Genomic DNA, 24,584 nt, shown 5'->3' on the forward strand with positions numbered 1-24,584 from the left:
GGAGAAGCAATTCCTGCCACGCCCGGAGCGGGACCCGGAATCAGGACCGGAATCAGGACCGGGAGCAGAACCGGAATCGGGACCGGGAGCGGGACCGGGGGCCCGCTTCCGGAGTCGGCTACGGCCGGGCCAGGATGTCGCTCACGCGGTGTGCGTAGACCACCCGGCCACAGGGCGAACCGGCGTCGGTGCAGGTCGGGTCCGCGGTGTCCATGCGGTGCTCGGTCAGCGACCAGAGGTACTGGGTGCCCCCGGGCTGGCTCTGGGAGTGCTCGAAGGACAGATCCTCGGGCCCGACCGCGTTGGCGATGTTGCCGCCGTAGTCCACCAGGCGGCCGCCGGAGACATGGGCCCGTCGCAGGCTGCCGCTGAAGTGGACGTTGCTGCGGTTGAAGTAGTACATGCCGTTGTAGCGCGCCGCGCCCTGGGTGAGGTCACGCGGCAGGTAGTACGCGTCCGACGCGCTGACCACGCCGTTGGCCGTCTTCAGCAGACCGGTGCTGTCGTCGATGGGCAGCGCGCCGATCCGCCCCTTCTCGACGTGCGTGGTGTCGGAGTTGCAGTACTCGCCCATGATCAGCGCCGGAGCAACCGTGTTGCTGCGGTCGATCGAGATGTAGGACGCCTTGGGAGCTCCGGTCGCCACACAGGTCACCGCGGACGAGGAGTTGCCCTGGGGGCTGACGAACTTGTACGAGGCCACCTGCGGCATCACATAGCGGTAGGTGTGGCTGTAGTAGACGTTGCTCTGCCGGCCGATCTTGGTCTCGTCCCTGACGTTGCTCTTCAGGCCGTCGAGCGTGGTGTCGTCCACCGCGGAGTCCTGGTCCGGGTTGAGGTCCAGGATGGAACGCATGTCGAAGACCCGCAGGCCGTTCATGGTGTCCGCGACGTACAGGTAGTTCTTGTACCAGGCGATGCCGCCGGCGTGGAGGTTGATCGCCTTGTAGGAGATGTGGTTGTAGGTGTTGTAGTACGGCTCGACGAGCAGAACGTGCCGGTACCGGCGGCCTTCGGGGTCGCCGGTCACCGCCGTCTCCGGGTCGAGGAACGACAGCCGTACGCCCTTTTCGTAGCAGGTGCCGGGGCTCGACGAGCAGAGGTCGTTGTCGGACTTGTCGTACCAGGCGGTCACCACCGGCTTCCGGGTGCCCCAGAGTTCGTCGGCCTGCGCATCCGAAACGCCGGTGATGCCCTGCGGTATCCATTCCTTGGTGTCGGAGTCGCCCGCGTCCCAGCAGAACTTCTCGGCCGGTGCCAGGATGCCGCCGGCGTCGCCGGTCCCGAACGGGTCCGTGGTGCAGGACGGGCCCGTCTTCGCAACCCGGTTGCCCTGGTCCAGCAGGATCTGGACGCCCTGCGTGGGCAGGGCCGCCTTCAGGTCGGCCACGTGACCGCTCAGGTCCGGTCCGGACTTGAGGTTGAACGAGGACGCGGTTGCCGGGTCGCCGGGAGCCGCCTGCGCGGGCGTGCCGAGCACAGGCACCGAGAGCACTGCCGCGGCGAGCGCGGCGACCCAACCGGCGCGCCGGAAGAAGGACGTGGGGGACGTCGTCATTCTCTGACTTTCATTTAAGTGGACGGGGAAAGTCCGCGATCATCCCAGCACGCCTGCTGTCATGTCCAGCGCGATGCACCCCTTGCCATGCCCCGTCCCGGAGCGTGCGAATTGCGCGTATCGGACCGGGCCGTCTCCGACCGGAGACGGCCCGGAGCCCCTACAGCTTTTCCAGCCTCCCCACTCGCCCCTTCTCCCCCGACGCCCAGCACGCCGCCACCCCTTGCGGAGCGCAGTCGACCGTGTCGAACGAACCCGCGTCCAGGGGACGCCAGGTGGCCCCGCCGTCCAGCGTCACGTCCGTGCCCGTCGGGCCCACCGCCAGGGCGACCGACCGGAGGAACGGCACCCACGTCACCCCGGACCGGTAGGCGGCCGGCGGCACCGCCGAGGACCGCCACGTCCGTCCGCCGTCCCCCGACCGTGCCGCAGCCTGCGGAGACGGCTGGCCCGTACGGTAGTCACCGCCCACCGAGAGCCCGTGGTCGCGGTCCCGGAACGCCAGCCCGAAGACGCCCCGCGCCGGGTCCCCGCCCGGCACCGGCGCGTCGGTCACCGTCCACGTCAGCCCCCGGTCGCCCGAGTGCATGATCCGGGCGACCGCGCCGCCCCCGGTGGCCAGCCACACATCGCGCGGCCCGGCACTCACCAGGCACTGGCCGCTCGCCGCGAATCCGGCCTCGCCCGGCAGGGCGTCCGGCATCCCGGCATTCGGGAGCACCCGCCAACTGCGGCCGCCGTCGGCCGTCGACAGGATCCGGAACTTGCCGTCCACCGGATCGCTCATGGCCAGACCGTTCCGGTGGTCGAAGAAGGTCAGGCAGTCGTAGAAGGCACGCGGCTCGGGGTTGCGGAAGGTCTCGGTCCAGCTCGCGCCCCCGTCCTCCGTACGGAAGATCCGCGAGTCCTCGCCCTCACCGATGGACAGGGCGACCGCCCGCCGCGCGTCGAAGGCCTCGATGTCGCGCAGCTCCAGCCCCGCCGCGGCCGGCGGGGACACGTTCTGCCAGCTGCGCCCGCCGTCCACCGTGCGCAGCACGGTGCCCTTGGAGCCGGACACCCAGGCCGTGGACCGGCTGACCGCCGACAGCCCGCGGAAGCGGGCATCCGCCCCGGTGGCCTTCACCGACCACCCCACGCCCGCAGCCGCGGCCGTGTCGCCCGGGCGCTCACCGGCCGGCTGCTCCTGTGCGCCCGCGGGGCCGGCCAGCAGCCCGACCACCAGCGCTGCCGCGCACACACCGACGCCGGAACCGACACCGGAACCGACGCCGGAACCGACACCTGAACGAACACCGGCACCCGCGCGAAATCCCACTCCAGGAAGTCTCATGGCGCCGGAAGCTAACGCACCTTGCGCCTCTGGAGTGAGCGCTATTCAGCCTTACTGCGATCACCCGGAACCACACGGCGGCCGCAACACCACCGCAGCCTCCCTGCCGCCGCAGCCACCACTCCCACCCCGCCGATCACTCTGTGCGATCACACAGGTGGGATCCGGCCATTCGGTGACACAGGTCACGCTGCGTTCCCCGCACGGATCGGCCGGATCCAGCGTCTATCCGGATGCCGGGCCCCCACCCCTTCAGCCCGCAACCGATCCACAGCAAGGGAGCGAGCCTTGATCACCGTCATCGAGCAGGCCGTAGAGGCCCGACTGGTCGCCACCGCGCCGAAGGTCGAGTCCGTTCCCGTCACCCTCTGCTACGACCGGGCCGACCCCTTCGCCGTCCGCATGGCGTTCCCCGCTCCCGCGACACTGGAGGGGATCGAGGTGTCGTGGACGTTCGCGCGCGAGCTCCTGGAGGTGGGTCTGGAGCGGCCGGCCGGCTACGGCGACGTACGCGTGCGGCCGTACGGGGCGGGGCGGACCGTGGTCGAGTTCCATGCTCCGGAAGGTGTTGCGGTCGTTCTCATGGGCAGCGCCGACCTGCGCCATTTCCTCGACCGGTCCTGTTCGGTGGCCCCGCCCGGCCTGGAACACCTCTACCTGGACGTGGACCACAGCCTCGCCGAGCTCATGCGCGGCTCCTGCTGACTCCCTGATCCCCGACTCCCCACTCCCCGACTCCCACTCCCCGACTCCTCCTACTCCCCGACTCCGCCGAACGGCCCCGGAATTCGTTTGCGGGCGGCCCCGGCCGCCCGTAGCTTCGAAGACGCCCCATTGCCGTCGATCGGAGCAGGACATTGTTCGTCTGAGGTTCGAGACACCCACACCCGCTGCATCAGCGTCAGCGGCGGTGTCTCCCCACGTTGCAGCTCGCCATTCACGCAACCTGGAGGCCTCCATGAGCCATGCCCAGACTTCTCTCAAATGCTCCGCCCTCGCCTTCGACTGGCCTGACGGGACCCCCGTCTTCGAGGCCCTCGACCTCTCCGTCGGCCCCGGCCGAACCGGCCTGATCGGACTCAACGGCTCTGGCAAATCGACCCTGTTGAAACTCCTGGCCGGTGAACTCCGCCCCTCGGACGGCCAGTTGTCCGTCGCCGGGACGGTCGGACACCTCCCCCAGGGGATCATCCTCGACACCGCGCTGCGCGTGGACGAGGTCCTCGGGATCGCCCGCACCCGGGCCGCGCTGCACGCCATCGAGGCGGGCGAGGCCACCGAGGTGAACTTCGCCGCGGTCGGCGAGGACTGGGACGTCGAGGAGCGCGCCCACGCCACCCTCGACCGCCTCGGCCTGGGCCGGATCGGTCTCGACCGCACGGTCGGCGACCTTTCCGGCGGCGAGTCCGTGCTGCTGCGCCTGGCGGCATTGCTCCTGGCCCGGCCCGACGTACTCCTGCTCGACGAGCCGACCAACAACCTCGACCTGCGGGCCCGCCGGCGGCTGTACGCCGCCGTGGAGTCCTGGTCCGGAGTGATGGTCGTGGTCAGCCACGACCGGGAGCTGCTGGAGCGGGTCGATCAGATCGCCGAGCTGCGCGAGGGCGAAGTCCGCTGGTACGGCGGGAACTTCACGGCGTACGAGGAGATCGTCGCGGCCGAGCAGGAGGCGGCCGAGCGGATGGTCCGGGTCGCGGAGGCCGACGTACAGCGGCAGAAGCGCGAACTGGCCGACGCCCACATGAAGCTGGCCCGGCGGAAGCGCTACGGCCAGAAGATGTACGACAACAAGCGCGAGCCCAGGACCGTCATGAACGAGCGGAAACGGCAGGCCCAGGTCTCGTCCGGCAAGCACCGCATCCTGCACACCGAGAAGCTCGCGGCGGCCCGGGAGCGGCTCGACCAGGCCGTGGAAGCGGTCCGGGACGACGACGAGATCCGGATCGAGCTGCCGGCCACCCGGGTGCCGGCCGGGCGCACGGTGCTGACCCTGCGCGAGCTGGCACTGTCGTACGGGGGCGGCGTACCGGCCGTCCCCGGCGAGCTGGACCTGCGCGGACCGGAACGGATCGCTCTGGTGGGCCGGAACGGATCGGGCAAGACCACCCTGCTGCGCACGATCGCGGGGCTGCTGCCGCCGGCGTCGGGCGAGGCGGTGGCCCATGTGCCGACGCGTTTCCTGCCGCAGCGGCTCGACGTGCTCGACGACGGGCTGTCGGTGGTGGAGAACGTGGCCCGGTTCGCACCGGAGGCCACGAACAACCGGATCAGGGCACGCCTGGCGCACTTCCTGCTCCGGGGAGCCCGGGCGGACCAGCCGGCGGGCACCCTGTCCGGCGGCGAACGGTTCCGGGCGGCGCTGGCGGCACTGCTGCTGGCGGAACCGGCCCCGCAGCTGCTCATGCTCGACGAGCCGACGAACAACCTGGACCTGGCGAGCGTGCGGCAGCTGACGGACGCACTGGAGTCCTACGAGGGGGCGCTCGTCGTGGCCAGCCACGACGTGCCGTTCCTCGAGTCGATCGGCATCACGCGATGGCTGCTCCTGGACGGCGAGCTGCGGCCCACCACGGTGGAGGAGGTACGGGAAGCCATGTGGGACGGGTCCACGCGGCAGTAACACCTGCGTGATCGAGGCGCTGCAACACCCGCGCGGTCGAGGCGCGGCCCGCTCGCCGATTTTCGCCGTCAAGGCCGGGGAGGCGGACCACCTGACGGCCTGAACCGTGGCCCGGCCTGAAGGGGCCGTCCGGACGTGTCTCATTTTCGACCGCCCGGGCGGCCCCTCACCTGCATATTTAACCCAACGTAACAGGGCATAGCGGCCCCCCGGGCTTGGCTGGTCTTCACGCCGTGCTTAACCTACGGGTACGTAGGCTACGGAACCGTAGGTAATTCGCTTGTCCCCCCAGGAGTACCCGTGACGATCACTTCTCCCCACCTCGGCAGCTCGGAGGCGTGGACCGACGCGAAGCTCCTTTATGCGCTCGAAGAGGTCGTGGAGCAGGAGCTCAACCGCCACCTGAAGATCACCAAGGACTGGATGCCCCACGAGTACGTGCCGTGGAGCGACGGTCGGAACTTCCCCGGTTTCTTCGAGGACGGGGAGGCCTGGGACCCCAGCCAGTCCAAGGTGACCGATATCGGCAAGATCGCGCTGGTGGTGAACCTCCTCACCGAGGACAACCTCCCCAGCTACCACCACGAGATCGCCACCCTCTTCGGCCGTGACGGCGCCTGGGGCACCTGGGTGCACCGCTGGACCGCCGAGGAAGGCCGGCACGGCATCGTGATGCGCGACTACCTGCTGGCCTCGCGCGCCGTGGACCCGGACAAGCTGGAAGCGTTCCGGATGGCGCACATGTCGGAGGGCTTCGAGTCCGACAACCGTCACTCGATGCTCCACTCGGTCGCCTACGTGGCCTTCCAGGAGCTCGCCACCCGCATCTCGCACCGCAACACCGGCCACCAGTCCGGCGACCCGGTCTGCGACCGCATGCTCGCGCGCATCGCCGCCGACGAGAACCTGCACATGATCTTCTACCGCAACCTGCTGGGCGCAGCGTTCGAGATCGCCCCCGACCTCACCATGCAGGCGGTCCGGGACGTCGTCGTCAACTTCCGGATGCCCGGACACGGCATGCCCGGCTTCGAGCGGATGGCCGCGCAGATGGCCATCGGCGGGGTCTACAACCTGCGGATCCACCACGACGACGTGCTCAGCCCGGTCCTCCGCTTCCTGAAGGTCATGGACATCGACGGCCTCGGCCCGGACGGCCAGCAGGCCCAGGACGAGCTCGGCCTCTTCATGAACGGCCTGGACGCGGAAGCCACCAAGTTCGACGAGCGCCTCGCCGCGCGGGCCGCCCGGCTCGCTGCCCGCAAGGCCTGACCGGTTCCCGGTCCCTCCTGGGAGTGACGGCGATTCCCCTGGCAGAGCGGTGCTCTGCCAGGCTTCACCGCCATGACCATTCTCCGGGCGGACCTCGACCAGCTGACCCGCTTCACCCAGTCCCTGGACACCTCCCTGACCGCCCTGAAGGACGCCCGCCGGGCCATGGGCCACGTCCGGGAGGACCAGCTGGGCACGGCGGAGCTGGACGCGGCCTGCGAACGCTTCCAGGACAGATGGTCGTACGGCACGAAGCAGCTGTCGAAGCGGGTCGCCGCCGTCCGTGAGGGCGTACGGGGCAGCGCCTCGGAGTACGGGGCGCTGGACGCGGCGATCCGCGAGGCCTTCCGGGCGGCTGTGGCGGCCCGCCGTGACTGAGGCCGCCCCGACCGGGGCACTGGGCTTCGACCCCGCCCCCGGCTCCCCGGCCGCCGTCCTCGCCCTGGCGGCGAAACTGCGCACCTCCGCGGCCTCCCTGGGCGAGGCCTCGCGGGTGGTCGACGCGCTGGTGTCCCGGAGCGGGGCCTGGGAGGGCGAAGCGGCAACCGCGTTCCGCACGGCCCTCTCCGACGACCTCCCCCGCTACCTGCGCTCGGCCCACGACTCCCTGGCCGACGCCGCGCGCCGCCTCACGTCCTGGCACGACACCCTGGTCTCCCACCGCACCCTGGCAGCCCGCTACGCCTCCCTCGCCGCCGCAGCCACCACCCCGGAAGCCCTCGCAAACGCCCGCCGCCTGGCCCGCGAACTGGCCGCCCAGCACGCGACGGACGCACGGCGGGTGGCGGATGCACTGGATTCGGCCACGGATCGGCTGGCGCCGAAGGAGCCGGGGGTGCTGGAGTCGCTCTGGCGCGAGGTGATCGAGGACCCGGCGGACTCCCTGTCGAACCTGTCGGCCGTCCTGGGCCTGCTGAGCGCCGGCCTGGCCTTCGTCTGCCCGCCGGCCGCCCTGGCGGTGATGCTGGTCGGCAGCGGCCTGAGCCTGGCGGCCCTGACCATGCACGCATCGGACCCGAAGTTCCGCAAGCCGCTGAAGGACGGCTTCACGAAGGGCGAGTTCGACGCGGACTTCTGGAAGAGCAGCGTCACGCTGATGGGCGACACGCTCGGCACGGTACCGGGGGTCGCGGCCGTGGCGACGGGCGCGAAGGCGGGGGTGGGGGCGACCCGGGCGGCGATGGCGGTGCCGGAGACGAGTGCGTTGTCGGGGTTGGGGGCGGGAGCGGGGACGTTCGCAAGGACGACGTGGAGCACGGGGAACACGATCCGGACCACCGAGAGTCCGCTGAGCCAGTGGGCTCTGCGCAATGCCGCTCCCGGAGTCCGCGACACGGCGAGCGTGGCAGTTCCGGCTACCGGAGCCTTCACTGCGGGTATGGGCTATACACCCTGGGCAGGGGATACCACCGAACAGACAGGCACCGCCGTGGACGGCACACGCGGTGTCCTGGAAGACGCCCCTGCCGCAGCCGCCAAGTTCTCCCACGCATGGTCAGCGATGAGGGTCCGATGAACCACGAATTCCCGCCGCTCTGGTTCCGCCTGCCGCCGGGCTTCTATGACATCGCGGCAGCCCAGCGTGCCGAGTTTGAGTCAGTGGCAGAAGCCACGGGTAACGCTCTAGCGGAGCAACAGGTCGCGCAGCTATTGGACCACCTGGACGAACTTGCCGAGCACCACGTCGTCCACACGGCCATCGGGCTACACCCGGACGGCCCGTCCGGGCTGTCCACCTCGCTGTTCTCGCTGACCGTCCGGCGAGTAGAGACAAACAATCCCCGCCTGGCTGTGGCACGCACAGCTCTCGCACTCGCCAAGTCACCGCTGTGGATCACGTCCACTCGTCGCTTCATCGACCTGCCGTCGTCACTGCCCTGCTGCCTTGTTGCTGGCACGCTCGCGCTGCCTGGAATCCAGCACTCCGTCTTCCAAGCACGGGCCGCACTGGCTCACAGCGAAGGCCCATACGTGGTGGTTCTCGACCTGAGCAGTGTGTCGAGCGAGCACGACGAGGCGTACAGCGATGTGCTCGAAGGCATCGTCCACACAGTGTCGTTCACCGACCCGACACCCCCTGAGGTCCGCCCCTCGCGCATCTTGGAGGTGCTCCTGTGACGCTGCCACTCACCAAGGTCGCATGGGACCACCCGCCCACGGTCACTGGCTACGCGAACCTGGTGTTCCGCCGCACGGTCTGGCTGATCGGTACTGCCGCCTCGGGCCTGATCGCCGGCACGATCATGTCCTTCGGCAAGGTGATGGCGGCTCTGCTCGCTAGCCTGTACGTCGTGATGCTGGTCGTCGCAATCCTGCCAGTGGTAGCCATCGCCTTCTTTCGGCGGCACCGAGTGGCGGAGGTCCTTCAGGCGTATCCCTGGCGCGAATTTCCCTGTCGCTACCCCGCACGGGCAGCGGGCAGCCCGACCACCGTTGTCATCACTGTCGAGGCAGGCTTCTCCCCCACCTTCCGCGTCATCCCGTTCCCCGTCCCGCTCGCCGAGACGCAAAACCCCCACCCCGGCCGCATCTGGTTCGCCGGCGACCCCCGCTTCGGCGGAGTCGTGTCGCCCGTCGGTGGGCACTATCCGGTGCGGGTCGTCCCGCACGCACCGCCCGGCCGGGAGTGGGGCGCCCCGGAGGACGACCTGCTCGCGCGGCGGGTCGGGCTGGTGCGGCGGAGTGGGAAGGGGACGCAGACCTAGCGGGGGCGGAGGGCCGAGCGTTCGCGCTCGGAGAGGCCGCCCCAGACGCCGAAGCGCTCATCGTTGGCCAGCGCGAATTCCAGGCAGCCCGCGCGCCCCTCGCACGCCCCGCACAGTCTCTTCGCGTCCCGCAGGGACGTCCCCGGCTCCGGGAAGAAGAAGTCCGGGCCGGTCTGGGCGCACAGCGCGAGTTCGTACCAGGCAGCGGCAGCTGCCCCCGCAGCGATCGTGTTCATCGACATGCGCAGATCCTCACCACCGCCGATGTACGTCCGATCAACGACTGATCAACACCCATCAAGATGAACGATCGTGCGTTCGACAGGACGGCCGCATGGAACGCCTGGAACGCGGGAGTCAGACCCGGCGGGCGGTCCTGGACCGCGCCGTCGGTCGCCTGCTGACCTGGGCGGATAGGTTCATTTGAGGAGCGTCAGGTCCATGCCGTTGCTCACGCGGCCGCAGAGCGGATGCGTGCAAGCATCAGCGCCATGATGCCGAAACCCACGCTGACGGAACGCCGCTCTCCCTGGGTCGTGTTCGCCCCCGTCGCCGATCCCTGGCTGGCGTCGGAAACCGCCGCGCTCGCGCAGCGCAACGGTCTGGTCCTGCGCCTGGACGGCCGCGAACTACGGGATGCTGCGTCTCTCTTCCGCACTTTTGCGCGGGAGCTTTCGTTCGTCGGCCACTTCGGCCACAACTGGGACGCGCTGGTGGGCTGCCTCCACGACTGGCACGGTCCCGGCCAGGGAAATCAGGGCCTTGCGATCCTGATCGACCATGCGGACGGCCTGCGGGAGGCCGACTTCCTCGGGCTGTTGGTATCGGCCCTTGCCCAAGCAGCCTGGAACTCCAACCTCCGCATCGACGGCGACGGCAATCTCGACGAATGGCGGCAGCGCATCACCCAGCACTTCGTCTTCCTCCTCGATCACACTGCACCGGCCACTTTCGCCGAGGGGGCGGCTCGCGGCATGGACGTGGCGGTGGCCCTCTCGGAGGGCCGCCTGCTCGCCACCCTGACCGACACCGACTGGCCCGGCGGAGATCCCGCCTCTGTCCCTTGGACGATCGGACCTCTCTCTTTCGCGGACGAGCAGAACTCAGCGGTCAGATCACCCAAGGCATCAAGTTGTTCCGCTCCCACCTCGGCTGCTCGATCCACGAGGCCACCGACGTCTTCCAATCCCGCTACGAATACCTGCGCCGCGAACACCCGGCCGGCTTCGCCATGAGCCGCGCCGAATACGGCGAGGGTTCTACTCCTGACCGTCACCGATTGACGGCGGCCTGAGATCGGCGACGGCAGGCAGCTAGGCGGAAGAAGGGCCGCTGAGCAGCCAGGATTCGAGGGTTTCGAAGTCGGTCGGGGTGAGGCCGCGGCGGGGGTCGACGTGGTGGAGGAGGGTGCGGGTCGGGTGGTGGGTGGAGATCCAGGTGCGGTCGCGGGGGGTGATTTCGTCGTCGACCCAGGCGAAGGGGCGGCCGGCCGCCCAGGCCACCAGGGCGCGGGTCTTCCAGTGCAGCCCGGTGCGCTCGTCCTCGGCGTGGGGCTCGGGCCAGTCCAGCACCGGCAGTGGAGGCAGGCCGAGGCGTGGGGCGATGCAGGCGTTCGCGTCCGACATCCAGGTTGTGGCCCACACCAGTTCACACGGCAGGGCCAGCAGCCGGGGACCGTATGCGGGATTGAGGCGGGCCAGCAACGGGTTCGACGCGTCAGCGGGCTCGTACGTCGGGTAGCCGGTTGCCCCGAAGGGGAGGAGGGGGCCGTCGATGTCCAGGAAGAGGAGAGGGAGGGAGGGGGTGTTTGGGGGTGCGGTCATTCCCCCTATTCTTCCGGGTCGTGTTTGGCGCGGCTGGGCTGGACGCGTTTGGGTTCGCCCGGCATCTTCGGGTAGTCCGGGGGGTAGGGCATGTCGCCCAGGCCGTGGTCGTGTTCGTCGCGGTGGGCGAGTTCGAGGACCGCGTCGAGGGTGAAGGCGTGCTCGTCCATGTCTGCGTGGACGTCGCCCAGTTCGGCGTAGCGCGCGGGCATGGTGACGATGTCGAAGTCCCGGGGCTCGGCCGAGTCGATCTCGTCCCAGCGCAGCGGTGCCGACACGGGGGCGTGTGGGCGGGGGCGGACCGAGTAGGCGGAGGCGATGGTGCGGTCACGGGCCGTCTGGTTGTAGTCCACGAAGATCCGCTCGCCGCGCTCCTCCTTCCACCAGGCCGTGGTGACCTTCCCCGGCATGCGCCGCTCCAGCTCCCGCCCCAGGGCGATCGCGCACTGCCGGACCTCGGTGAAGGTCCAGCGCGGTTCGATGGGCACGAAGACGTGCAGCCCGCGGCCGCCGGAGGTCTTGGGCCAGCCGCGCAGGCCCAGTTCCTCCAGCAGGTCGCGCAGCTCGTGGGCGGCGACGACCGCGTGGTGGTAGTCCGTGCCGGGCTGCGGGTCCAGGTCGATGCGGAGTTCGTCCGGGCGGTCGGTGTCCTCGCGCCGCACCGGCCAGGGGTGGAAGGTGAGGCAGCCGAGGTTGGCGGCCCACAGCACGGCCGCCGGTTCGGTCGGGCAGATCTCGTCGGCGGTGCGGCCGCTGGGGAAGGCGATGTGGGCGGTGGGGATCCAGTCCGGGAGGTTCTTCGGGGCGCGCTTCTGGAAGAAGGACTCGCCCTCGACCCCGTCCGGGTAGCGCTCCAGGGTGGTGGGCCGGTTGCGGAGGGCGCGGGTGACGCCGTCCGCGACCGCCAGGTAGTACTGGGCCACGTCCAGCTTGGTGAGGCCGCGCTCCGGGAAGTACACCTTGTCCGGGCTGGACAGCCGTACCGTCCGCCCGCCCGCCTCCAGCTCGATCGCATTCCCGGCAGCACCCATGTGCGCCACGGTAGGCCGGGCCGGCCGGACTCGCACACCGGGCGGGGATGGACGTACCACCGCAGAATCGAGGACATGGATCTGCCGGTGATGCCCCCCGTGAAGCCGATGCTCGCCAAGTCCGTGGCCCGGATCCCGCCGGGCATGCAGTACGAGGCCAAGTGGGACGGCTTCCGGGCTATCGTGCACCGCGACGGGGACGAGGTGGAGATCGGCAGCCGCACCGGCAAGCCGCTGACCCGGTACTTTCCCGAGCTGGTGGTGGCTCTGCGGGAGAATCTGCCGGAGCGCTGCGTGGTCGACGGGGAGATCGTGATCGTGCACGACCGGCGGCTCGACTTCGACCGGCTGACCGAGCGGATCCATCCCGCCGCCTCCCGGGTGAAGCTGCTCGCCGAGACGACCCCCGCCTCCTTCGTCGCCTTCGATCTGCTCGCGCTCGGCGACGAGGCGCTCCTCGACACCCCGCTGGCCGATCGCCGTGACTCCCTGGTCCGCGCCCTGTCCATGTCCCGGCCCCCCGTCCATCTGGCGCCCGCCACCACCGACGCCACGGAGGCGCAGGAGTGGTTCGAGCGGTTCGAGGGGGCCGGGCTGGACGGGGTGATCGCCAAACCGCTCGATCTCCCCTACCGGCCCGATGCCCGCCTCATGTTCAAGATCAAGCACGAGCGTACGGCCGACGTCGTGGTCGCGGGCTACCGCTTCCACAAGAGCGGTCCGATTGTCGGATCGCTGCTGCTGGGCCTCCACGACGCCCACGGCGCACTGCAGCACGTGGGCGTCTGCGCCGCCTTCCCCATGAAGCGGCGCGCCGAGCTCGTCGAGGAGCTGGAGCCGCTGCGGATGGCCGATGCCGCGGGCCACCCGTGGGCCGCCTGGGCCGAGGAGGCCGCGCACGAGAGTGCCCGGCTGCCCGGTGCGCAGAGCCGCTGGACCGGCAAGAAGGACCTGTCCTGGGTGCCGCTGCGCCCCGAACGGGTCTGCGAGGTGGCCTACGACCACATGGAGGGCGACCGCTTCCGGCACACCGCGCAGTTCCGCCGCTGGCGGCCCGACCGGACGCCGGAGAGCTGTACGTACGCCCAGTTGGAGGAGGTCGTCCACTACGACCTGGCCGAGGTGCTCGGGGTGTAGACCGCGGGCCGGGGCCGTGGCCTCCGCCCTGGCGGTCGTGGCCTCCGTCCTGGCGCGGACGGGCCGCCGCCCCCGTCAGCCGGCCCGGCCCCGTCGGCCCGGCAGGCCCCGTCGGCCCGGCTCGGTCGGCCCAGTCGACCCGGCCGGCCCCGTCCCCGTCGGCCCGGTCAGCCTGCCGTCAGCTTTTCCCACTCCCTGCGGTCCGGGCCGCACGCGTTCGGCCGGTAGTCGGGGCGGGCGGCCAGCCAGCGGGCCACCCTGGCCCGGATCTCCGGGTCCGCGTACGCCCGCTCGGGCGAGTCGGCCAGGTGGCGGACCCTGGCCCGGGCCCGCATCACCTCCGGGTCGTCCAGCGCGCAGTCGAACAGCGCGGCCACCTCGCGCGCGGCGCCGGCCCGGCCCGCACGGCCGGCGTGGGTCGCGTACCGCTCCCCGATGGCCCCGTCCGCCACCACCTGGAAGTCGAACCAGGGCTTGAGGGTGCGCACCGCCCACGCGTGGTAGCCGGCGGCGAAGGCTGCCGATCCCGGGTCCTGGTGGGCCGTCCGGCCGACCCGCTGGGCCGCCCAGAGGGCGAGGGACATGCCCTGACCCAGGGTCGGGTTGGTGTGCGTGATGGCATCGCCGACCGGCACGAACCCGCGGACGACCGGGCCCTGTTCGTCGGCCAGGGCACACCAGCGGTTGTCGAGCCCGGCCGCGGCCTGTACGTCGGACAGCGGCTCGGCGCCCAGCGCGAGCCAGGCGGCGCCGGGGGCGAAGGCCCCCGCGGCCGCCTCGAACACGGCGGGGTCGCGGAGTGCGGACCGGGTCGGGTCCTCGGTGTGCACGAACAGGGTGACCGCGAACACCCGGTTGTCGGCGGGGAAGACGGCGCAGCCGGCGAAACTGCCGCCCGTCACCGCCCAGGGCCGGCGCGGGCCGTCCTCCCGGCCGGCGGGCAGCCGGTACCAGCGGCAGAAGTACGCGAGGCCGGTGCGGTGCCGTTCCACGAGCGCGGGGCGGCAGCCGGCCGCGGCCAGCCAGCGCTCGGCGCCGCCGCGCCGCCCGCCGGCATCGACGACAAGGTCGCCCCGGTAAATGCCGCCCGCGGTCCGCACTCCGACGACCTGGACCGCGCCGGCGCTGCGGACGCCGGCCCCGGAGCCGCCGACGTCGACGCCGATGCCGATGCCTGCGCCGACCTCCCGGCCGACGGCGTTCCGGCCGACGGCGTTCCGGCCAGCTTCGTCCCGGCCGGCGGCGTCCCGGCCCGCCGGGCCCTCGCCGGCCGGGCCTTCGCCGGCCCGGGCCGTCAGCAGCCCGGTGACCGGCTCCCCGTACCGTGCGACCACCCCGGGCTCCGCCCGCAGGGCGGTGACCAGTGCGCTCTCCAGCACGATGCGCCGGGCCTGGAGCATGACCAGGTCCTCGTCGCCCGGCCGGGCGGGCGGGCGCTCCTCGAACCAGTCGAGTTCGTGCCGCTCGCGGGCGCCCAGGCCCAGCATGTCCTCGTACACATCGGGGAGTTCGGTACGCAGCACCTTGCGGGCCGCGCCGAGCAGGGCGTGCGGCTGGATGGCCTGCGGGACGGCGGAGCGGCGCCAGCCGAAGAAGTCCCGGTCGAGCGCGCGGCCCGGAGCCCGGGTGTCCCGCTCGAACAGTTCGGCCGTGTGCCCGTGCCGGGCGGCGATCAGCGCCGTGGCCAGCCCCCCGACCCCGCCGCCGATGACCAGCACATGTGCCATTGCGCCCCCCGGAATGCCCGTTGTCCCGTTGTCCCGTTGTCCCGCTGTCCCGCTGTCCCGCTGTCCCGCTGTCCCGCTGTCCCGCTGTCCCGCTGTCCCGCTGTCCCGCTGTGACGATCAGATCGTCGGAGATCCTGCGCGGCCGGCGGCTGGGCGAAACCCGCACACGCGGCCGAGCACCGGTCCGGTGCGCGGCTGGTTCAGTGCGCCGGGCTGGGCTCGGCCTGCGGGGTCTGCGGGCTCGCGGCCGCCGCCTTTGCCGCCGCCGTCGCGCGCCGGACCTCCTCGGCGATCAGGTCCGCGTTGATCGCCACAGCCGCGTGGACGCCCTGGGCCGCCGCACCCACCACCTGCTCGAACGGGGCCGTCACATTGCCGGCCGCCCAGACCCCCGGCAGGGCGGTGGCTCCGGTGTGCGGATCGGCGTCCACGGCGGTGCCGATGACCCGGCCGTCCCGCTCGACCTCCGTCAGCGGAATGCCCAGGCTGGTGAGGACCCCCGCGCGGGCGGCGAAGCGCGGGGCGACCACCAGGGCCTCGCAGGGGACCGTCGTACCGTCGGCCAGCTCGACCCCGGTCAGCCGGCCGTCCGCCGCCTGCCGGAGGGCGGTCACCTCCCCCTCCGCCACTGCGATGCCCCGGGCGGCCAGTTCCTCGTACTGGTCCCCGCCGAGCGGTGCGGCGCGGTGCAGGAGCAGGGTGATGCGGTCGCTCCACTGCCGCCACAGTTGCGCCTGGTGAACGGCCAGCGGGCCGGTGGCCAGGACGGCGAGCGGCCGGTCGCGCACTTCCCAGCCGTGGCAGTAGGGGCAGTGCAGCACGTCGCGCCCCCAGCGCCCGGCCAGCCCCGGCACGTCCGGCAGCTCGTCCACCAGGCCGGAGGCGACCAGCAGTCGGGCGGCGCGGACGGTCGAGCCGTCGTCGCAGCGCACCCGGAACCCGCCCTCCGGAATCCGGTCCGCCGCGATGGCCGTGGCCGGGGCGAAGCGCGCACCGTAGGCCGCCGCCTCCGTCCGGCCCCGGGCGAGCAGCTCTGCCGGGTTCGCCCCGTCGAAGCCGAGGAAGCCGTGCATGTGGGCGGCCGGTGCGTTCCGAGGACTGCCGGAGTCGAGTACCAGCACCGAGCGCCGGGCCCGGGCCAGGGTCAGCGCCCCGCTCAGCCCCGCCGCCCCACCGCCGACCACCACCACGTCGACCTCGACCTCGGCCCCGGCCCCGGCCGCGCCCTCGACCTCGACATCGCCTGAGACCCCGACCCCGACCCCGGCCCCGGCCCCGACCGATGAATGTGTTCCGTGTGAGTTCGTGTTCGTGTTCGTCATACGGCCGAGCCTGCGGCCGGTCCGGCCGCCTTGACAAACACTGTTGCCGAAGCGGCAAATGGGATCATGGCTCAAGAGGAGGACTCGGACCTCGCGGAAGTGCTCACCGCCGTCGGCCCGCGGCTGCGCGAGCTGCGGCGGGCGCGCGGCACCACGCTCGCCCAGCTCAGCGAAGCCACCGGAATCTCCCTCTCCACGCTCTCCCGACTGGAGTCGGGCCAGCGCAGGCCCACCCTGGAACTGCTCCTCCCCCTCGCCAAGGCCCACCGGGTCGCCCTGGACGAGCTCGTGGGCGCGCCCGAGACCGGGGACCCGCGCATCCGCGCCAAGCCCTTCATCCGGCACGGCAGCACCTATCTGCCCCTGACCCGCGCCCTGGGCGGGTTGCAGGCCTACAAGATGATCATCCCGCCGGCGCCCGATTCCGACGCTGGCCGGCCGCTGCCCGAGCTGCGCGTCCACGAGGGGTACGAGTGGCTGTACGTGCTCTCCGGGCGGCTGCGGCTGCTGCTGGGCGAGCACGACCTGGTTCTGACCGACGGCGAAGCCGCCGAGTTCGACACCCGCATCCCGCACGCCTTCTTCAACGCGGGCCCGCAACCGGTCGAATTCCTCAGCCTGTTCGGGCCGCAGGGCGAGCGGATACACGTACGGGCCCGGCCCGGCAACACGACGGAAGGACGATGATGACCACCGCACCCCAGAACCCGGAGCGCGAGCGCCCCGAGCGGGCCGTGCCGCAGCCGAACGCCGTCGTCGGAGTCGGCCTGATCGTGCTCGGCGCCGACGGGCGGGTCCTGCTCGGGCAGGCCCACGACGGCCGTTGGGAACTGCCCGGCGGCAAGGTGGACCCCGGGGAGGGCTTCGAGCAGGCCGCCGCCCGGGAACTCGCGGAGGAAACGGACCTGCGGACGGACCCGGCGTCGGTCCGGGTGCTCGGCGTCCACATCGACACGGAGTCCGGGACGACCAGGCTGACAGCGGCGGCGGTCACCGAGGCCGCGGAGGGCACCCCGGCCGTCACCGAGCCGCACAAGATCGCTCGCTGGGAGTGGTTCGCCCCGGACCGGATCCCGGCCGTGCTGTTCGCCCCCTCCGCAGCCGTCCTGCACAGCTGGCGCCCGGACCTCACCGCCCTGCCGGACGTCCTCTCGTACGACTACCCGACCGCTCACTGAAGAGCTGCGACTGCGGAGGATCCGCTTGAAGAAGCCGAGCCTGCCCCTGGAAGTCCCGACGACGCGCAAGGACCCCCACAGCGGCTACACGCTGCACGGAAGGCGGTTCGACGATCCTTACGCCTGGCTGGAGCGACTCGACGACGCCGAGACCCGGAACTGGATCGCCGCACAGGAAGCCGCCGCCCGAGCCGTGCTGGACGAGGTCCCGGGGCGGGACCGGCTGCGGACGGCCGTCACCCGCTCGTCGCGTCATACCCGGCTGTCGCCACCGGTTCCCGCCGGGCCGCACGGCCACGAGTTCTTCTGGCAGGCCGATGCCGACGACGAGAAACTCGCGCTCATGCTGCGGCGCGGCAAGGACGCGCCGGCCGAGACGGTGCTCGATCCGAACACCTGGGAGAGCGACCGGGCGCTGGTGTTCGCCGAGCCGTCACCCGACGGCGCACTGGTCGCGTTCGGAAAAGCGGTCGGCGGCACGCACGACGCCGTGATCCACCTGCTCGACGTCGCGTCGGGCCGGCTGCTTCCCGAACGGCCCCGCGGCACGGGCCACTCGTCGGTGGCCTGGCGGCCCGACTCCTCAGGGTTCTTCTATACGGCGTGCCCCGAACCCGGCGAAGTGCCGGCCGGCGAAGAGGCGTACTGGCACGCCGTCTACGAGCACCGGATCGGAGCGGGCACGCCGGCCCGCCGAGTCTTCGGCGACGACCGGGAGAAGGACTACTGGTGCTCCGTCAGGGTCAGTGAATGCGGCCGCTTCGCCGTGCTCTACACCTGGGACTACGTCCACGCCAACTCCGTCCACCTGCTGCGCCTCGCCGACGACGCGCTCATACCGGTGGCGCCCGGCATGCGCTCCCTGAACCAGGTCCAGGTGATCGGTGACTCGCTGCTCGTCCGTACGGACCTCGACGCACCGCGCGGGCGGCTCTGTGTGGCGCCGCTGACGGAACCGACGAAGTGGCGGACGCTCATCCCGGAAAGCACGGACCTGCTGCAGACGGTCGCCGGCGTCGGTGGCCGGCTCTACGCCGTCTACTCGCACGCCGCGTCACATCGTGTGCGGGTCCACGCGGAGGACGGTACGTACCTTCGCGACCTGGCGCTGCCCACACTCGGCTCGGTGAACCGCAACGAGGGCGAAGGCACCGTCAGCGGCGTCAGCGGCACGTGGCACGGTGACGAGGTGTACGTGAGCTTCACGTCGTACGTACAGCCGCCGTCGCTCTACCGGTACGACTACGCAGCGGACCGTCTGTCGCCGTACCACGTACCCGACGTCGGGCTCGACGTCTCCGCCTACGCGACGGACCAGGTCTGGTACGAGTCGCCCGACGGCACGCGGGTGTCGATGTTCGTCATCCACCGGAAGGACCTGCCGCGCGACGGACACCGGCCCGTGCGGCTCTGCGGCTACGGCGGCTTCAACATCCCGATGGAACCCCGGTATTCGGCGGTCAACGCCGCCTGGCTGGAACTGGGCGGGGTCCTGGCCTTCGCCAACGTCCGGGGCGGGGGCGAGTACGGCCGCACCTGGCACGAGGCGGCCCTCAAAACCCAGCGGCAGAACGCCTTCGACGACTACATAGCCGCGGCGCGCCGGCTCGTCTCGGCGGGCTGGACGACGCCCTCCAAGCTGGCCTCGCGCGGCAACAGCAACGGCGGTCTGCTCGTCGCCGTCGCCGCCATGCAGGCGCCGGAGGCCTTCGGGGCCGTCTACTGCCGGGTGCCCGTCCTCGACATGCTGCAGTTTCCGAAGTTCAGCCACCTCGGGTCGGCGACCGTCGAATACGGCTCGCCCGACGATCCCGTCGAGGGTGCGTATCTCGCCGGGTACTCGCCGTACCACAACGTCCGACCCGATCGCCGCTATCCCGTGATGGCGTTCGTGCCGGCGTTGAACGACCGGAACGCGCCGCCATACGATCCGCTCAAGATGGTCGCACTGCTCCAGGCCGAAGGCGGGCCGGGCGGCCCCTACCTCCTGCTGCCGCTCCGTGCCTCGGGGCACGGTGGCGGCACCACGATGAAAGCCCTCATCGAACAGGACGTCGACGAGCTGAGTTTCTACTGCTGGGCGCTCGGCCTCACACCGCCATCGCCGGACGAAGCAGAAGCGGAAGCAGAAGCGGCAGCGGGAGCGGGAGCGGGAGCGGCAACGGAGTGCGCGGACTGAGCGAGCGGAACCCCGGCAGCAGCGCCGTCACAGGTGCGACAGGACCGCCGGGATCAGGTCCTGGAAGGTCCGGCCGTGGGCCGGGGCGCCGACGGCGGTCATCCGCCAGCCGGCGCCGGCCCGGCCCACCTTGGCGAGGATCTGCGCGTTGTGCGGGCCCATGTCGGTGAGGGTGAAGTGGGCCAGTTCCCGGCCGACGGTCTCGTCGACCACCCGGCAATGGGCGCTCTGGACCGCGGAGAAGGTCTTGCCGAGGAAGGAGTTCAGGGTGAAGACGATCTGGTCGATGTGCTCCGGAACGCGCGGCAGGTCGACCAGGATCGCCTCCTGATCGACCCCTTCGCGGGCGGCCGCCAGGCTGTCGCCGGTGTGCCTGACCGAGCCGTCGTCGCTGACGAGGTGCCGGAAGAAGACGACGTCGACGGGCTGCCGGTCGGCGAAGAGCAGCGCCGACGCGTCGAGGTCGATCTCCGGGGTGCGGCTGCCGAACAGCCCGCGCTGCGGGGCGGCCTGCCAGCCGATCCCGATCCGGACCGCGGTGAGGGCACGGCCGTCGGGCCGGGCGAGCCTGATCGTCTCCCCCCGGGACAGGCGCTCTCGTACGTGCCGTCCCGTCGGGGGTGGTGCGACGGCCGTGGCGTGTACGGGCGTACCGACGACCTCGGTGGGTTCGTACCCGTGCGGGACGGGCGCGGGTCGCCCCGGTGGAGGTGTCAGCGGCGGGGGCGGCACCGGGGCGGACGGCACAGGAGCGGGCGGCACCGGAGGGGTGGAGGGCCTGCTGATGAGCGCCAGCGCCTCGGCGATGGCAGGCCGCCGGGCCGGGTCCTTCTCCAGCAGCCCGGTGATCAGCGGCGCGAGCCGCCCGGCGCGCAGCGGCGGCGGGGGGTCGTGGGCCAGCACGGCCGCCAGCGTGGTCACCGGATCGTCCCGCTTGAACGGGGAGACCCCCTCGATGGCCCGGTACAGGGTCACCCCGAGGGAGAACAGGTCACCGGCCGGCTGACCGTCCTGTCCCCTGACGCGCTCGGGTGCGATGTACTCCACCGATCCGACGAGCATCCCCGGCGTGGTCAGGGCGGTCTCGTGCGGATGGACGGCGATGCCGAAGTCGGTGAGCAGCACCTCGCCGCTGTCGGCGAGCATCACGTTGGCGGGTTTGACGTCCCGGTGCACGATCCCGGCGGCGTGCGCCGCACCGAGGGCCTTGAGGACCGCGGCGGCCATGTGCCCTGCCTCGGTGACCGAGAGCGGCCCCCGGGCGTCGAGACGGTCCTGCAGCGAATGCCCGACCACCAACTGCATCACGGTCCACGAAACCCCGTCCTCGACGACCACGTCGTGGACCGCGACGATGTTCCGATGATCGCGCAGTGCGGCTGCCTTGCGGGCCTCGCGGGCGGCACGGACCGTCCGCTCGGCCCGGTCGGATTCGGTGACCGAAGGCGGCAGCCGGAGTTCCTTGACCGCCACGTCGACCTGCAGAGCCTCGTCGTACGCCTTCCACACCTGCCCGAAACCGCCGGACCCGAGCGTCTCGACCAGCCGGTACCGCGAGCCGACCAACCGGCCTGCCTGCGCGTCTCGTTCCACGGTCCTCGGCCCCCGCTCGCCTCATGGTCTGCCCTGGCAGCAGCAGCGTACCGGCGAACGGCACCGGCCACGCCGGCTCCGCGCGGGCCGCCTAGGCCACCGCAGCGGCCACCGTCGCCGCCGTCACGGCGATCACCGCCGCCTGCATGTCCCGGATCGCCAGGCGGACGCTTTCCGCCGCCCATTCGCCGGCCGCGATGTCCGCCATCCGCCGCGCGACCTCCCGGCGCGGCAGCTCCGGGAAGGCCAGCCGGTGCAGCTTGGCCGCGTGCAGCAGGGCTATCAGCCCGGCCGTACGCTCGTCCGGATCGGCCTTGCCCAGCACGGTGGCGGCCAGGCGGTCGCGGAGTTCGCGTTCCGCCGAGCCGTCGGCCTCCGGGTAGCGGCGGACCGGGAACAGCCCCAGCAGCTTGTGCCGTTCCTCGACGACCAGGCCGCGCTCGCTCATCCGCTCCAGCGTCGCGCCCACGGCCTTGGCCTGGTCCTTGGTCAGCCAGTCGGTGACCCGGCGCTTGCTGCGGCCCTTCATCCAGGTCTCCAGCAGCGCCAGCCGGCCGTCGATCAGCGGCTCGCCGGTCGGTGTCGTGTCGACCACGCCGAGGTAGGCGCCGGTCACCGACACCCTCCCCGCCATGACCAGTTCGAGCAGGAGTCCGCCCGCGACGGCCCAGCCGGCCGCCTGCCGCGATGTCGCCGTACCGGACTCGTCGTCCAGCGACAGCAGCATGATCTCCTCGCCGAGCGTGACATGCGTACCGGCCATGTCCGATCCCCCGATCCGTTGTGCTTTGGTGATGCTCTGTTACCCAGTAGTTCAGACGAGTGGGGCAGCACTGTGGTTCCCCCGGCAGGACATCCGTCAGGACACCTGTCAGGACACCGGCAGGACACGGGCAGGGCACCCGGCAGCACGCCCGCCAGGCAGCCGGCCCCCTATGCCCGGAGCGCCGACCGCGGCGCGAAGTTGCCCTCGCCCAGGTCCTCGGCCAGCAGCCGTTTGGCGATCGCGTCCGCCGCCGCCCGCAGTTCGCTGCTGCTCGGCCGCCCCCGGTCCTTCTCCAGCTGGGCGCCGAGCCAGTCCGCCCAGGCCCGCGAGATGACCTCGGCCTCCCGCCGTCCCGCCGGGGTGTGCGAGAAGAAGTTGCCCTCGCGGCTGAGATAGCCCTCCTCGACCATCCGGTCGAACACCGGCAGCAGCACCTCCGGGGGCAGCGAGCGGCGCACGGCGATCAGGCCGAGGCTGGCGTGGCCGACCGTCCGGGTCAGCAGGTCCACCTGCATGACCGTCCAGGCCCCGGCCATGTCGAGCCGCGTGTCGGAGGCGTTCACGATGGCGCGGGCCGTCTCCGGGCCCATGGTGCGGACGAGTTTGCCGACCGCGAGTTCCAGCAGCTTGGCCGAGTCCCCGGAGGCGGTGGCCGGGGAGGCGAAGCCGTCGCCCATGTCCGTGGAGCCGGCCCGGGCGCTGTCGCGCAGCCTGACCTGTTTGAGGAAGAGGGCGACGACGAAGCCGACCGCGGCCACCGGGACGGTCCACAGGAACACGGTGTGCAGGGCGTCCGCGTAGGCGTCGATGACGGGGCCGGCGGCGGCGGGTTCGAGTGCGTGCACCCCTTGCGGGCTCTGCGCGGCCTCCCCCAGTGCGGCCGGGTCGGTACCGGTGGCCCGGGCCGCCTCTTCGACCGCCGACCGCAGTCCCGGTTCCAGGCTGTTGGCGTACAGGGTGCCGAACACGGCGGTGCCGAAGGAGCTGCCGAGGGTACGGAAGAAGGTCACGCCGGAGGTGGCGGTGCCGAGGTCGGCGTAGTCGACGGTGTTCTGCACGGCGATGGTCAGGACCTGCATGCACAGGCCGATGCCGGTGCCGAGCACGAACATGTAGAGGGACGCCGTCCAGGCGCCGGTGCCGGGCCCCATCAGGGACAGGAGGTAGAGGCCGATGCCCATGACCAGGGAACCGACGATGGGGAAGACCCGGTACCGGCCGGTCTTGGCGGTGACGTTGCCGCTGAAGACGGAGGCCAGCAGCAGGCCGATGACCAGCGGGAGGGTCCGTACGCCGGACACGGTGGCCGAATCCCCGTCCACGTACTGCAGATAGGTGGGCAGGAAGGTCATCGCGCCGAGCATGGCGAAGCCCACCACGAAGCTGAGCACCGAGCACACCGTGAAGACCGGATTGCGGAACAGCCGCATCGGCAGCATGGGCTCCGCGGCGCGGGTCTCGACCAGGCAGAACAGGGCCAGGGCCAGCGCGCCGCCGGCGAACAGGGCGAGGATGAGCGGTGAGCCCCATGCGTACTCGTTGCCGCCCCAGCTGGTGGCCAGGATCAGGGCGCTCGCACCGGCGGCCACCAGGGCGATGCCGAGGTAGTCGATGGCCGGGCGGACGGCGGAGCGTACCGAGGGGATGGTGCGGGCGGCCGCGATGACCACCAGGATCGCGATCGGGACGTTGACGTAGAAGGCCCAGCGCCAGCTCAGGTGGTCGGTGAAGAGGCCGCCGAGCAGCGGCCCGATGACGGTGGCGACGCCGAAGACGGCGCCGATCGCGCCCTGGTACTTGCCGCGTTCGCGCAGCGGCACCACATCGGCGATCAGTGCCATGGAGGTGACCATGAGCCCGCCGGCGCCGATGCCCTGTAGGCCCCGCCACAGGATGAGCAGGGTCATGTTGCCGGCCAGGCCGCACAGGAAGGAGCCGGTGATGAACACCACCGCAGAGATCTGGAAGATGACCTTCCGGCCGAAGAGGTCGCCGAACTTGCCCACCAGGACGGTGGCCACCGTCTCCGCGAGCAGGTAGGCGGTGACCACCCAGGACATGTGGGCGGCTCCGCCGAGGTCTGCCACGATCGTGGGCAGCGCGGTGCCGACGATGGTCTGGTCGAGTGCGGCCAGCAGCACACCCAGCATGATCGTCCCGAAGACGACGTTGCGCCGTCGCCGGTCCAGAACCGGGGGCGCCTCGGCGACGGCGGGGGCAGTGGTCACATCTCGCACTCTCACAGCGGGACCGGACCCCCGCATGCGGCACTGGCCCGTACGGGCTACCGCAACCCCGGTCCCCGACCCGGTCCACGACCCGGCCCCCGGCCCGATCCGC

22 protein-coding genes and 1 pseudogene are annotated in these 24,584 nt (G+C 71.6%); 12 read left to right on the forward strand and 11 right to left on the reverse strand.

The genetic code is table 11. The features are described from left to right. Positions 1-118: 118 nt before the first annotated feature. Both AB0447_RS08130 and AB0447_RS08135 read right to left on the reverse strand, forming a co-directional pair. Positions 119-1,558, reverse strand: a complete 1,440-nt coding sequence (locus tag AB0447_RS08130; protein WP_366475709.1) for a hypothetical protein — start codon at positions 1,556-1,558, stop codon at positions 119-121. 160 nt (positions 1,559-1,718) lie between these two features. Beyond that, entirely contained in the window at positions 1,719-2,771 is a 1,053-nt protein-coding gene (locus tag AB0447_RS08135; RefSeq protein ID WP_366475801.1) for an oxidoreductase, read from the reverse strand. A gap of 408 nt (positions 2,772-3,179) precedes the next feature. On the opposite strand from AB0447_RS08135, the gene AB0447_RS08140 reads away from it, so the two are divergent. From AB0447_RS08140 to AB0447_RS08170, 7 genes are all read left to right on the forward strand, one after another. Continuing rightward, positions 3,180-3,596, forward strand: a complete 417-nt coding sequence (locus AB0447_RS08140) for an SsgA family sporulation/cell division regulator (RefSeq protein ID WP_366475710.1) — start codon at positions 3,180-3,182, stop codon at positions 3,594-3,596. Between the two features lie 253 nt (positions 3,597-3,849). Continuing rightward, on the forward strand, positions 3,850-5,511 hold the full coding sequence (locus AB0447_RS08145) for an ABC-F family ATP-binding cassette domain-containing protein (RefSeq protein ID WP_366475711.1): 1,662 nt from the start codon (positions 3,850-3,852) through the stop codon (positions 5,509-5,511). A 300-nt stretch (positions 5,512-5,811) separates the two neighbouring features. Then, on the forward strand, positions 5,812-6,783 hold the full coding sequence (locus tag AB0447_RS08150) for an acyl-ACP desaturase (RefSeq protein WP_366475712.1): 972 nt from the start codon (positions 5,812-5,814) through the stop codon (positions 6,781-6,783). Positions 6,784-6,855: 72 nt separating this feature from the next. After that, positions 6,856-7,161 carry a hypothetical protein gene (locus AB0447_RS08155; protein WP_366475713.1) on the forward strand — a complete coding sequence of 102 codons (306 nt, stop codon included), beginning with the start codon at positions 6,856-6,858 and terminating at the stop codon, positions 7,159-7,161. Beyond that, a complete protein-coding gene (locus AB0447_RS08160; RefSeq protein ID WP_366475714.1) occupies positions 7,154-8,299 on the forward strand; it encodes a hypothetical protein in 1,146 nt (381 codons plus the stop codon). The genes AB0447_RS08155 and AB0447_RS08160 overlap by 8 nt, the downstream gene beginning before the upstream one ends. Then, complete coding sequence (locus tag AB0447_RS08165; protein WP_366475715.1) at positions 8,296-8,901, forward strand: hypothetical protein; 606 nt, start codon at positions 8,296-8,298, stop codon at positions 8,899-8,901. The genes AB0447_RS08160 and AB0447_RS08165 overlap by 4 nt, the downstream gene beginning before the upstream one ends. Continuing rightward, complete coding sequence (locus AB0447_RS08170) at positions 8,898-9,488, forward strand: hypothetical protein (RefSeq protein ID WP_366475716.1); 591 nt, start codon at positions 8,898-8,900, stop codon at positions 9,486-9,488. The genes AB0447_RS08165 and AB0447_RS08170 overlap by 4 nt, the downstream gene beginning before the upstream one ends. Here the strand turns inward: AB0447_RS08170 and AB0447_RS08175 are convergent. Continuing rightward, positions 9,485-9,730: a WhiB family transcriptional regulator gene (locus AB0447_RS08175; RefSeq protein WP_366475717.1), complete on the reverse strand. Its 246-nt coding sequence runs from the start codon at positions 9,728-9,730 to the stop codon at positions 9,485-9,487. The two genes, AB0447_RS08170 and AB0447_RS08175, sit on opposite strands and share 4 nt — an antisense overlap. A gap of 249 nt (positions 9,731-9,979) precedes the next feature. Here AB0447_RS08175 and AB0447_RS08180 point away from each other — a divergent pair, with 249 nt between their 5' ends. After that, positions 9,980-10,723 (forward strand): barstar family protein, encoded by a 744-nt coding sequence (locus AB0447_RS08180; protein ID WP_366475718.1) that lies wholly within the window; start codon positions 9,980-9,982, stop codon positions 10,721-10,723. A 78-nt stretch (positions 10,724-10,801) separates the two neighbouring features. On the opposite strand, the gene AB0447_RS08185 is transcribed toward AB0447_RS08180, so the two are convergent. Then, positions 10,802-11,311 carry an HAD domain-containing protein gene (locus AB0447_RS08185; protein WP_366475719.1) on the reverse strand — a complete coding sequence of 170 codons (510 nt, stop codon included), beginning with the start codon at positions 11,309-11,311 and terminating at the stop codon, positions 10,802-10,804. A 5-nt stretch (positions 11,312-11,316) separates the two neighbouring features. Beyond that, positions 11,317-12,342, reverse strand: a complete 1,026-nt coding sequence (gene ligD / locus AB0447_RS08190) for a non-homologous end-joining DNA ligase (protein WP_366475720.1) — start codon at positions 12,340-12,342, stop codon at positions 11,317-11,319. 75 nt (positions 12,343-12,417) lie between these two features. On the opposite strand from ligD, the gene AB0447_RS08195 reads away from it, so the two are divergent. Next, positions 12,418-13,479: an ATP-dependent DNA ligase gene (locus AB0447_RS08195; RefSeq protein WP_366475721.1), complete on the forward strand. Its 1,062-nt coding sequence runs from the start codon at positions 12,418-12,420 to the stop codon at positions 13,477-13,479. A 167-nt stretch (positions 13,480-13,646) separates the two neighbouring features. On the opposite strand, the gene AB0447_RS08200 is transcribed toward AB0447_RS08195, so the two are convergent. Continuing rightward, on the reverse strand, positions 13,647-15,206 hold the full coding sequence (locus AB0447_RS08200) for an NAD(P)-binding protein (protein WP_366475722.1): 1,560 nt from the start codon (positions 15,204-15,206) through the stop codon (positions 13,647-13,649). 200 nt (positions 15,207-15,406) lie between these two features. Further along, on the reverse strand, positions 15,407-16,528 hold the full coding sequence (locus AB0447_RS08205; RefSeq protein WP_366475723.1) for an NAD(P)/FAD-dependent oxidoreductase: 1,122 nt from the start codon (positions 16,526-16,528) through the stop codon (positions 15,407-15,409). Positions 16,529-16,594: 66 nt separating this feature from the next. Between AB0447_RS08205 and AB0447_RS08210 the strand changes: the two genes are divergently transcribed. The 3 genes from AB0447_RS08210 to AB0447_RS08220 are packed head-to-tail and all read left to right on the forward strand — an operon-like array spanning position 16,595 to position 19,885. Continuing rightward, positions 16,595-17,215, forward strand: coding sequence for a helix-turn-helix domain-containing protein (locus tag AB0447_RS08210; protein WP_366475724.1), 621 nt, complete (start codon positions 16,595-16,597; stop codon positions 17,213-17,215). Further along, positions 17,215-17,706: an NUDIX domain-containing protein gene (locus AB0447_RS08215; RefSeq protein ID WP_366475802.1), complete on the forward strand. Its 492-nt coding sequence runs from the start codon at positions 17,215-17,217 to the stop codon at positions 17,704-17,706. The genes AB0447_RS08210 and AB0447_RS08215 overlap by 1 nt, the downstream gene beginning before the upstream one ends. A 25-nt stretch (positions 17,707-17,731) precedes the next feature. Beyond that, positions 17,732-19,885, forward strand: a complete 2,154-nt coding sequence (locus AB0447_RS08220) for a prolyl oligopeptidase family serine peptidase (protein WP_366475725.1) — start codon at positions 17,732-17,734, stop codon at positions 19,883-19,885. A gap of 27 nt (positions 19,886-19,912) precedes the next feature. Here AB0447_RS08220 and AB0447_RS08225 read toward each other — a convergent pair whose 3' ends face one another. From AB0447_RS08225 to AB0447_RS08240, 4 genes and pseudogenes are all read right to left on the reverse strand, one after another. Beyond that, positions 19,913-20,476 carry a TerD family protein gene (locus AB0447_RS08225; RefSeq protein WP_366475803.1) on the reverse strand — a complete coding sequence of 188 codons (564 nt, stop codon included), beginning with the start codon at positions 20,474-20,476 and terminating at the stop codon, positions 19,913-19,915. Positions 20,477-20,689: 213 nt separating this feature from the next. Next, a pseudogene (locus AB0447_RS08230) lies at positions 20,690-21,478 on the reverse strand (serine/threonine-protein kinase); the annotation flags it as partial. 91 nt (positions 21,479-21,569) lie between these two features. After that, positions 21,570-22,241, reverse strand: a complete 672-nt coding sequence (locus AB0447_RS08235; protein ID WP_366475726.1) for a GPP34 family phosphoprotein — start codon at positions 22,239-22,241, stop codon at positions 21,570-21,572. 170 nt (positions 22,242-22,411) lie between these two features. Then, positions 22,412-24,508: an MDR family MFS transporter gene (locus tag AB0447_RS08240; protein WP_366475727.1), complete on the reverse strand. Its 2,097-nt coding sequence runs from the start codon at positions 24,506-24,508 to the stop codon at positions 22,412-22,414. Positions 24,509-24,584 lie beyond the last annotated feature (76 nt).

Source organism: Streptomyces sp. NPDC051211, assembly GCF_040689505.1.
Lineage (GTDB): Bacteria > Actinomycetota > Actinomycetes > Streptomycetales > Streptomycetaceae > Streptomyces.

Bases quoted from the DNA above. Each gene is read 5' to 3' on its own strand.
- AB0447_RS08130 (WP_366475709.1), bottom strand. From the start codon at position 1,558: ATGACGACGTCCCCCACGTCCTTCTTCCGGCGCGCCGGTTGGGTCGCC.
- AB0447_RS08145 (WP_366475711.1), top strand. From the start codon at position 3,850: ATGAGCCATGCCCAGACTTCTCTCAAATGCTCCGCCCTCGCCTTCGAC.
- AB0447_RS08155 (WP_366475713.1), top strand. From the start codon at position 6,856: ATGACCATTCTCCGGGCGGACCTCGACCAGCTGACCCGCTTCACCCAG.
- AB0447_RS08165 (WP_366475715.1), top strand. From the start codon at position 8,296: ATGAACCACGAATTCCCGCCGCTCTGGTTCCGCCTGCCGCCGGGCTTC.
- AB0447_RS08175 (WP_366475717.1), bottom strand. From the start codon at position 9,730: ATGTCGATGAACACGATCGCTGCGGGGGCAGCTGCCGCTGCCTGGTAC.
- AB0447_RS08180 (WP_366475718.1), top strand. From the start codon at position 9,980: ATGATGCCGAAACCCACGCTGACGGAACGCCGCTCTCCCTGGGTCGTG.
- AB0447_RS08185 (WP_366475719.1), bottom strand. From the start codon at position 11,311: ATGACCGCACCCCCAAACACCCCCTCCCTCCCTCTCCTCTTCCTGGAC.
- ligD (WP_366475720.1), bottom strand. From the start codon at position 12,342: ATGGGTGCTGCCGGGAATGCGATCGAGCTGGAGGCGGGCGGGCGGACG.
- AB0447_RS08195 (WP_366475721.1), top strand. From the start codon at position 12,418: ATGGATCTGCCGGTGATGCCCCCCGTGAAGCCGATGCTCGCCAAGTCC.
- AB0447_RS08200 (WP_366475722.1), bottom strand. From the start codon at position 15,206: ATGGCACATGTGCTGGTCATCGGCGGCGGGGTCGGGGGGCTGGCCACG.
- AB0447_RS08205 (WP_366475723.1), bottom strand. From the start codon at position 16,528: ATGACGAACACGAACACGAACTCACACGGAACACATTCATCGGTCGGG.
- AB0447_RS08210 (WP_366475724.1), top strand. From the start codon at position 16,595: ATGGCTCAAGAGGAGGACTCGGACCTCGCGGAAGTGCTCACCGCCGTC.
- AB0447_RS08215 (WP_366475802.1), top strand. From the start codon at position 17,215: ATGACCACCGCACCCCAGAACCCGGAGCGCGAGCGCCCCGAGCGGGCC.
- AB0447_RS08235 (WP_366475726.1), bottom strand. From the start codon at position 22,241: ATGGCCGGTACGCATGTCACGCTCGGCGAGGAGATCATGCTGCTGTCG.
- AB0447_RS08240 (WP_366475727.1), bottom strand. From the start codon at position 24,508: ATGCGGGGGTCCGGTCCCGCTGTGAGAGTGCGAGATGTGACCACTGCC.